This window comes from Almyronema sp., assembly GCF_052168255.1.
Lineage (GTDB): Bacteria > Cyanobacteriota > Cyanobacteriia > Phormidesmidales > Phormidesmidaceae > Sphaerothrix > Sphaerothrix epifaneia.
This window is the reverse complement of the sequence record NZ_JBQLZL010000107.1, coordinates 1-9,813: the sequence shown is the minus strand read 5'-3', so window position 1 is coordinate 9,813 and position 9,813 is coordinate 1. Positions and strand designations below refer to the sequence as shown.

At 50.5% G+C, this 9,813-nt stretch carries 3 protein-coding genes; 2 read left to right on the top strand and 1 reads right to left on the bottom strand.

Features of this window, described 5'->3' with window-relative positions; translation table 11 throughout:
* Positions 1-101: 101 nt before the first annotated feature.
* Positions 102-5,927, bottom strand: a complete 5,826-nt coding sequence (locus tag ACTS3T_RS22355; RefSeq protein ID WP_462935787.1) for an AAA family ATPase — start codon at positions 5,925-5,927, stop codon at positions 102-104.
* Positions 5,928-6,276: 349 nt separating this feature from the next.
* Between ACTS3T_RS22355 and ACTS3T_RS22350 the strand changes: the two genes are divergently transcribed.
* Positions 6,277-8,148 (top strand): NAD(P)H-quinone oxidoreductase subunit F, encoded by a 1,872-nt coding sequence (locus ACTS3T_RS22350; RefSeq protein ID WP_462935786.1) that lies wholly within the window; start codon positions 6,277-6,279, stop codon positions 8,146-8,148.
* Positions 8,149-8,236: 88 nt separating this feature from the next.
* Positions 8,237-9,766, top strand: a complete 1,530-nt coding sequence (locus ACTS3T_RS22345; RefSeq protein WP_462935785.1) for an NADH-quinone oxidoreductase subunit M — start codon at positions 8,237-8,239, stop codon at positions 9,764-9,766.
* Positions 9,767-9,813: the final 47 nt, after the last annotated feature.

Here is a 9,813-nt window from a genome sequence, read left to right as displayed (position 1 = left end):
ATCTTGGGGGGCATGGGTTGTCTTTTGGCGCAATGGGCTGCTTGGCTGCTTGACCCTAAAGGTCAAACGGGGTAACGAGGGCTTGTCTGCAACATCAGAATTTATGCCTGAATGGGCAACTGGATCAAAAATTCAGAGCCTTGTCCGGCGACAGATTCTACCTCCAAACGGCCACCGTGGGTTTCAACGACAATTTGACGGGCGATCGCCAAACCTAGCCCTGTGCCTTTGCCAACCATTTTAGTGGTAAACAAATGGTCAAAAATGCGAGTTTTTACCGCTGGAGTCATGCCCTTGCCATTATCTCGAATCCTGATTTCAACGATATTTTGCGCCGGGAGCGTTGTCGTTTGCAGGGTAATTTGTTGCGGATTAGCTTCTAATTCTGCAAAACTCGTTTGCAGAGCCACTTCATCGAAGGCATCAACAGCATTAGCCAGAATATTCATAAACACCTGGTTTAACTGTCCGGGGAAACAGGCGATCGCAGGTAAGTCGTCATATTGCTTGAGAATCTCAATGGCCGGACGGTGGGCATTGGCTTTGAGGCGATACTTCAAAATGAGTAACGTGCTATCTAGCCCTTCGTGCAGGTTAGCGCTAACTTTATGCTCCGTATCGGCTCGCGAAAAGGTGCGTAGGCTGTTGCTAATGCTTTGAATGCGATTGGTTGCGCCCTGCATAGATTGCAATATTTTCGGCAGATCTTCGACCAGATACGCCAGGTCAATGGTGTCGGCGTGTTCCTGAACAGGTTGAGTGGGTGGCAAGTGCTGTTGATAAATTTCTAGGTGTGCGAACAGGTCTTGTAAGTAGTCTTTGGCGTTACTGAGGCTGCCATTGAGAAAACCAACGGGGTTGTTAATTTCGTGGGCAACGCCTGCAACCAGATTGCCTAAGGCCGACATTTTTTCGCTCTGGATTACATGCATCTGCGCTTGCTGTAGCTCAGTCAAAGTTTTTTCCAAAGCTTGATTGTTTTCCTGGAGCGTGCGTTCTAACTGTCTGCGTTGGCTGACGTCTCGAATAACCGTTAAACCACACAACTGACCGCTATACCAAAAGGGAACAGAATGTATTTCGGCGTTAAACGGCGTTCCGTCTTTTTTGATGCAAACGGCATCACAGTCAAATTCCTGGCTATGTTGAACGGCCTTGAGAAAGCTGTTGTATTTAGCATAGGCCGAGGGGCGCATGAGCTGTTGCGGTTCAAGCGCTAATAGTTCTTCGTAGGAGTAGCCGTGCATTTGGCAATAGGCCGGATTTGCCGCCACCAGCCTGCCCGTTTCGAGACTAATGATTGCCAGTCCTTCGCTGACCGTTTCAAAAATACCGCGATATTGAACTTCTTGCTGTTGAATTCGCGCTAGGGCTTGTTGGCTATTTTGATAAAGGCGAGCATTCTCCAATGAAATGGCTGCTTGTGTACAAAGGAAATTCAAAATTAAGATGCGATCGCGGGTAAAAACATTGCTAGCAAACTGATTTTCTAAACACAGAATGCCAATGAGCTGGCCTTGGTTGAGAATTGGCAGACACAACACACTTTTGGGTTGTTGCTGAACCAAATAGTCATCGAGTACGGGTAACTCAGTTTTAAGCTGATCAATCACCACAACTTCCCGAACATTTTTGACATATTGAATTAGCTTGATCGGTAGCTGGGGGTGGTCTTCAAGAACGGCTGAACACAGTTTGGTGTCGTCGGGTGTAGCGATCGCCTCCACTCGCCATTCGCCTGCCGGGTTGGGCAAAATCAAGGCACAGCGATCGCCGCCCGAATTTTGCAAGATAATGCGAGTCAGTTGCTCTAATAGCTCAACCAGTTTGATCGTGCTTGATAGGCTTTGCGAAGCTTTGAGGATGGCGGCAAAATCGAGCGCAACGTTGACGCTGGTGCTAGAAGAACGGCTGGAATCATCGGCAGAATGGATGGAATAATTGGGAGCGGTCAGAGTTGCCAGCGTTTCAAGCACCGTCGTTGGTTGGGTAGCTTGTTGCAGAATAGGCCGCAGTAAGCTGGCATAGCGAATTTCCAGGTCATGAACTTTGGCTTTAGCCCCCCAGTAAGCATAGCTGTAATAGGCTTCTTGCATATACCCGGCAGCTACCTTTTCTTTATCCCAAGCTAAGTAAAACTTGGCGGCGAGTTCGTTTGCGAGTGCTTCTTCTGGCAAATACTGATTGGCTTTGGCTTCAGCAATGGCGCGGTCGTAAAGCTGAAGCGCATCCAGATAATGACCCGCTAAGCGCGATCGCTCTGCTTCAACCAGCAAATACTTGTGCAAGAAATTTTCTGGACAGCTTTCTGACCAGATTTTGAGTTGCGCTTGATTGTTGGCAATTTGCTGCAACCCCTCGTCACGCTCTGCTGCGGGTAAGGTGGCACAGTGGTTGATCAACAGCAAAGAGCTGTAATAGTAATAACCCGCCGAAGTGGTAAATCCCGCCGTTCCTCCTAAAAATTTACCCGCCTCTGTGACATAGTGCAGGTCAGATTGAAAGCCTTGAATCAAGCAGGCGCGATGCATTTGCAAAATATAATAGGTGCCCAAAGCTGTGTGAGATTGAGCGGCTTCAGAACGTTCAACCCAGGTTTGCTCAGCTTCGACTAGCGCTTCTGGATCGTCTAGCGACTGAGTTAGGGCGCTAACAAAAAAGCGGCAGGCATCCAACATACTCAGCAGAAAATCATGCTGTAGCTTCTCGCCAATCAGCCAAAATTTGTCAATATCGGTGGCAATATCAGCCAGGTTTTGACCTTGAAACAGCCGATTGAGAATATTGCCATACAAGTTGTAGCCAGCGTGAATAATTTCTCCCGATTCTAGCCCTGCTAAAAACCCTTGATAGCTAATTTCTGCCGCCCCTTCAATGGGTTTGGCCCATACTTGAATGGCGTAACTGGCTAAAAAACAAGCCCTAGACTGTTGAAACTTGTCGTTTAATTTGGCGCTCAATTGCAAGCTCAAATCGGCAAATTCTACCCCTCGCTGGTATTGACCATGCATAAGGCCAATTAAAAAGCCATAGGAAACATAGGCTTTGATAGATTCAGCCGTGTTGCCCTGTTCGATCGATAAGCGCACTGCCCGAAAAGTGACAAAACTGTATAAATCAAAGTTGGCAACGATATAAGCAGGCGGCTGCAAGATAATGAGTAGGGCGATCGCGGCTCGCACTTCTGGGTCAACCGCAGCAGGCAAATCTAGCAAGGTGGCAATCGGGCGATTTTGTAAACTCGCTTCAACGGCTGCAAACTCATCGTTAGCCAGTTGGGCTAGATCTGCTTGGTCAATGTCAATGCCCAAATGCTGCAACCCGGTTAAGCCCGCTTGAATGGCTTCTGCAAATTGACCTTGTAGAGAATATTGGTCAACCTTTAAGACGTAGATTTTGGCTTGATCAATAGAAGAATGGGCACAGGTGAGTAAGGTGGCGATCGTCTGCTCAAGGAGCTGAAAATCGCCGCTCATCAACGCCGCTTCTGCCAGGTTAAAGTGGAGGTCAAAGAGAAGACGATAAGCCGTTTCCCAGCAGTGAGAATCGAGTAAATCAATGCCCGTTTGAGAATAAGTTTTGGCAGCTTCGTAGGCGGCAGCGGCTTTGGCTTTTTGACCTGCTTTTAGATTGAGTTCAGCAATTTGTTTTTTCTCATCTGCATCTTGAATTAAAGATTTGCCGATGTTGATTTGGTTGACTACATCAAAGACGCGATCGCTGCGTTCGGCGATCGCCAGATTGGCTAAAAGCAGCTTACCAATTTGATAGTGAGTGGCCTGCTTTTGGTCTGGTGAAATTAAAGAGTAAGCGGCTTGTTGAACCCGATCGTGGAGAAATTTGTAGGTGACGGTAATGGAGCGATCGCGCCACTCACTTTCTGGTTCAGCCGACTGAAAAAACTTGTAAGTTTCGCTGATGGGCAGTACAAATCCTTCTTGCAGAGCGGGCCACAAATCAGCGGCGACCTCAGTAGCCGATTGACCCGAAACAATTTCTAAAGACTGCAAATCAAACTGATTGCCAATACAAGCTGCCAACTTCAACAGCGATTGGGTGGACTCAGATAACCGCTGCAATTGGGTGGCCATAAATTCCACCACATCATCGGTCAAAGAAGCTTCTTGGACGCGGGTAATATCACACTGCCAGTGACCAGCTTCAGCGTTGAAAGTAATCAGCTGATCGTGATACAGCGCCTTCAAAAACTGGGTCGCAAAAAAGGGATTGCCCTGGGTTTTTTGGTGAACTAAATTAGTTAAAGGCTGAGCTAGCTCAGCGCTACAGCTCAGCGTATCGGCAACCAACCGATTCAAGCTTTCCTGCCTCAGCGGCACCAGACTTAAAGTAGTAACGGTTGTTTGAGCTTGTTTGAGTTTATCTAACGTCACCACGAGAGGATGAGCGGGAAAGACTTCATTGTCTCGGTAGGCTCCAATCATGAGTAGATGACCCGCCTGAGATTCTCCCATCAGTAACTGGATCAAGCGCAGCGAAGCAGAATCAGCCCATTGCAAATCATCTAAAAACATCACCAAGGGATGTTCAGGGGTGGTGAAAACCTGAATGAACTGTTGCAAAAGCCGATTAAAGCGGCTTTGTACTTCAGTGCCGGAGAGTTCTGGGACGGCTGGCTGAGGCCCGGTAATCTGCTCTAACTCAGGAATGACCTCAATCATCACCTGGGCGCTCTCTCCTAAAGCAGCTAGAATTTGAGTTTTCCAGGTTTGTAGCTGGCTATCTGATTCAGACAACAGTTGCCCCATGAGATCTCGCAGCGCTTGCACCACAGCCGAAAGCGGTACGTTGCGGTTAAACTGGTCAAACTTGCCTTTAATGAAATAGCCTCGTTGTTTGAGGATGGGTTTATGCACCTCATTGACAACGGCGGTTTTACCAATGCCTGAAAAGCCTGCCACCAGCATTATTTCGGCACTGCCAGCGGCGACGCGATCAAAGGCCGCCAGCAAGGCTTGAACTTCTGCTTCCCGGCCATAAAGTTTTTCGGGAATATTAAAGCGATCGCTTAAATCTCGCTGCCCTAGCTCAAACTCAGCGATCGCACCCGTTGTTTGCCACTGAGTCAAGCACTGTTCTAGGTCATGCTTGAGTCCTAGCGCACTTTGATAGCGATCTTCGGCGTTTTTGGCCATCAGCTTTGCCACAATGGCGCTGATCGGCTCTGGTACGGTTGGATTAACCTGATGCACTGGCGTTGCCGCCCTGGCAATATGACAATGCACCAGCTCTAGCGGATCTTTAGTCGTAAAGGGTAACTGACCTGTCAGCAGTTCATACAGGGTGACCCCAAAAGCGTAATAGTCTGCCCGATAGTCTATGCCCCGATTCATCCGTCCCGTTTGCTCGGGTGCTAGATAGGCGAGCGTCCCCTCTAAGGTATTGGGGTTTTGGATTTCTTGAGTTTCTTTAGGCAACAGAGAGGCGATGCTAAAGTCGATCAGTTTAATTTGCTTAAACTCAGGATGAATCAGAATGTTGGTGGGTTTGATGTCTTTGTGAATCACCCGCTGCTGGTGTAGGAGATGGAGGATATCAGCTAGCGAAAGCGCAATCGTCAGCACCTCAGCCACGGCTAACGGTTGCCGTTGCAAATATTGACTGAGAGAAATGCCCCCCCAATCTTCCATAATTAGGGCATAACTGTTGCCTAAGGGTTCTAGGCTCAAAGGCTGGACAATACCAGGAATGGCTAAATGTTTGGTGATGGCATATTGATTGCGAAACTGCACCAACTCGCCGAAGCTAGGATACTCACGTTGCAGCACCTTGAGCACTACCGATCGCAAATCAGCCATTTGCACCGCTCGATACACTGCCGTTCGCGAACCGAGATAAAGGCGCTCAATAACGGTGTAGCCAGTAATGTGAGGCAGTGGGTGAAGGGAAGCGCTGACTGAAGATTCCATAGCGGCGGATAATGGTTTTTGGTCTAGAATTCCCGTTAGGTTTGGCAGCTTAACTGCATGGGCGCTTGGGCGACTGACAGACAGTAACGTTTGGTGAAGAGGCCACTGGCAGGCTAACCCCCCTAGCGACTTCCAGCACGGCTCGTTTTACCAGCGATTTTGCCAGATAGCGACTCGGTCTATGCAGAGCAGGAGCCGGGTTGAGTAGCCGAGTTTGAGATATCAAACAGACGAAAGACCGACTCGAATACAGAAATCTTATACGCCGAACAGCATTTAGCTATAAATAGAGCATTGACAATAGTATTTAATATATTGCTAGACTAAACTCTATGATTTAGAGAAAGTCATGCTTCAGTTTTTGCTCCAAACTGCTTGGTTAATTCCCTGCTATCCCCTCTTGGGGATGCTGCTTTCAGCCCTCTGGTCGCCCTCATTGATTCGGCGGACTGGGCCAAGGCCAGCCGGATACGTCAATTTAGTGACCACGCTAGCCGCTTTCGTTCATGCGATCGTTGCTTTTTTTGAGGTTTGGCAACAGCCACCTGTTTACGAAGCTTTTTCTTGGCTCCGGGTTGCTGGTTTAGATTTGTCCATTTCGATCGAAATTTCAGCCGTTACCCTGGCTACGATTTTAATTATCACAGGTCTTAACCTTTTGGCTCAGCTCTATGCTGTGGGCTACCTAGAAATGGACTGGGGCTGGGCACGATTTTTTTCGCTGCTGGCGCTGTTTGAAGCGGGGATGTGTAGCCTCGCGCTTTGTAACTCGCTGTTTTTTAGCTACATTCTGCTAGAAATTCTCACCCTGGGAACTTACTTGATTGTCGGCGTTTGGTACAACCAGTCGTTGGTGGTTACCGGGGCGCGGGATGCCTTTTTGACCAAGCGGATTGGTGACTTGTTCTTGCTCATGGGGGTTTTGGCTATCTATCCCCTGGCCGGAACCTGGAACTTTAACGAGCTGGCGCAGTGGGCGGCTACCGCTACGGTAGACCCCAGCTTGATGGCGCTGCTTGGGCTGGCCTTGGTGGCTGGGCCGATGGGTAAATGCGCTCAGTTTCCGCTGCATCTGTGGCTAGACGAGGCGATGGAAGGCCCGGTGCCGGGGACGATTTTGCGCAACTCGGTTGTCGTTTCGACGGGGGCTTGGGTGCTCATTAAGCTGTCTCCGGTGCTGGTGTTGTCGCCCTTTGTGCTACAGGCGGTAATAGCGATCGGGGCGGCTACGGCAGTGGGGGCAACGCTAATTGCGATCGCCCAGGTAGATATTAAACGAGCCTTGTCTTACTCGGTGAGTGCCTACATGGGGTTAATCTTTATTGCCGTTGGTGCGCAGCAGATTGGGGCGGCTTATTTGCTGATGCTGGCTCATGCTCTAGCCATGGCGCTTTTGGTGATGAGTACGGGGTCGATTATCCTCAACAACATTACCCAAGACTTAACCCAGTTGGGCGGGTTGTGGAGTCGGCGACCTATTTCGGGGTTGAGCTATCTGGCGGGGGCAGCCGGACTGGTAGCAATGCCGCCCTTGGGTGGCTTTTGGGCCATGCTAGCGCTGGCCGATGGGCTGTGGCCGACTCGACCCGCGTTGTTTGTGACGTTGCTGGTGGTGAATGCGCTGACAACCTTTAGCATGACCCGCGAATTTGGCTTGATTTTTGCGGGTAAGCCGCAGCAGATGACCCTGCGATCGCCTGAAAATATTTGGGCTATGACATTGCCGATGACGCTACTGGCAGGGTTTGTGCTGCACCTACCGCTGATTTTGCAGCGCTTGGGCTTATTGCCAGCCTGGGCACAGTTGAACGCAGATGTAGCGCTGCTACTGACGTGGTCAACCCTGATAGGGCTGACGCTAGGAGCCGTCCTCTACGTGGGGTCAGGCGTGACGAAGCCCATCCAGCTTCCGGGCAAAGCTTTGCAAAGATTCTTTGCCTACGATTTTTATACGCCCAAGCTTTACCGCTCTAGCGTTGTCTTTGCGGTGGACTGGCTCTCTCGCCTCACAGACTGGCTCGATCGCCATATTGTCGATGGGGTGGTCAATTTCGTTGGCTTTGCTTCCCTGTTTGGCGGTGAAACGCTGAAGTACGGCAACGTCGGTCAAACCCGCTTCTATGTGCTGACTATTCTCTCTGGGGTGGTGCTGCTGATTTTGCTGGTGAGTTGGCCTTTGTTTGCCGCTGTTTGGACGCAACGGCTGTGGCCTTTGCCTTAGGGCGTGTAGCGGCTATCAGCTCCTCCTGTTGAATGCTTTTCGTGATTTTTTCCCAACCGTCTCCTTTTGTCGTCGCCTAGAATCGACTATGCTGAGCGCACTGATTTGGATACCGTTTGCGGGCGCGATCGCCATTGGCTGTTTGCCAAAAGCCATCCCTGCCCACCGCATCAAGCTAGGTTCGCTGATTTTGTCGGGCTTGGTTTTACTGTGGACGATTTGGCTGATGAGCCAGTTTGACCTCAGCAGCCCTACCTTTCAGTTTCAAGAAGTTTTTCCGTGGCTAGAAACCTTAGGTTTGAACTACGAGCTGGGGCTAGACGGTCTATCACTGCCGCTGGTGGTGTTAAACAGTTTGCTGACCTGGATTGCTATTTATAGCAGCCGGGAGCAAACTGAACGACCGCGCTTGTTTTATGCCCTGGTGCTACTGGTCAGCAGTGGTGTAGCCGGGGCATTGCTGGCTCAGAATTTGCTCCTCTTTTTCTTGTTTTATGAAATTGAGCTAATTCCGTTTTATCTGCTGGTTTCCGTCTGGGGTGGGCGCGATCGCAACTATGCAGCCACCAAGTTTTTGCTCTACACCGCCACCTCCGGAGCGCTGATTTTAGCCGGATTTTTAGGCGTGATTTGGCTCAGCCACGCCACTAGCTTTTCTTACAGCGCTTTGACGAATCTGTCATTGCCCCTCGGCCTTCAGTTTGTGCTGCTGGGGGTTTTGCTGGTGGGCTTTGGCATTAAAACGCCGCTGGTGCCGTTGCACACCTGGCTACCCGATACCTATGTGGCGGCGTCTACCCCGGTGGCGATGCTCTTAGGCGGGGTGCTAGCCAAGCTAGGTACCTACGGAATTTTCCGCTTTTGCATGGGGCTATTTCCCGATGCCTGGACGGCTTTATCTCCTTGGCTGGCGACCTGGGCGGCAGTGAGTGTGCTTTATGGGGCAATGGCAGCGATCGCCCAAAAAGATATCAAGCGCATGGTGGCCTATAGCTCTATTGGTCATATGGGCTATGTGCTACTCGGCGGCGCGGCGATGACCCCGCTCAGCCTGATCGGAGCCGTAGCGCAAATGTTTGCTCACGGTTTGATTTTGGCGCTGCTATTTCATCTGGTGGGCTTGGTAGAAGCCAAAGTCGGCACCCGCGATTTGACTGTGCTCAATGGCTTAATGAACCCGATTCGCGGCCTGCCGCTGGTGAGTGCCTTGCTGGTGCTGGGCGGCATGGCTAGCGCTGGCATTCCCGGACTGGTGGGCTTTATTGCCGAGTTTATTGTCTTTCAAGGTAGCTATGCCGTCTTCCCGGTGCAGACCTTGGTTTGCGTATTGGGCACAGGTTTGACGGCAGTTTACTTTGTGATTTTGCTTAACCGCACCTGCTTTGGCAAGCTCGATAACGCGATCGCCTACTTTCCCAAAGTCGAATGGTTTGAGCGCACCCCAGCCCTGATTTTGGCCTGGTTAATCTTCTTACTAGGGGTTCAACCCAACTGGCTCATGCGCTGGAGCGAAACCACCACCAACCAAATGACCGCGATACCCACCCCGCACCTAGTCGAGCCAACCCTCAGCCGCCCCCTGCTCGCCCAAGAACCCAAAATCCATCCGCCCCTATAAGCCCCCGCCCCCCTCTATCACCCCCACCTCCCCCTCTCCCCTATCAC

Coding starts and splice junctions, on each gene's coding strand:
- ACTS3T_RS22355 (WP_462935787.1), bottom strand. CDS start 5,927: ATGGAATCTTCAGTCAGCGCTTCCCTTCACCCACTGCCTCACATTACT.
- ACTS3T_RS22345 (WP_462935785.1), top strand. CDS start 8,237: ATGCTGAGCGCACTGATTTGGATACCGTTTGCGGGCGCGATCGCCATT.
- ACTS3T_RS22350 (WP_462935786.1), top strand. CDS start 6,277: ATGCTTCAGTTTTTGCTCCAAACTGCTTGGTTAATTCCCTGCTATCCC.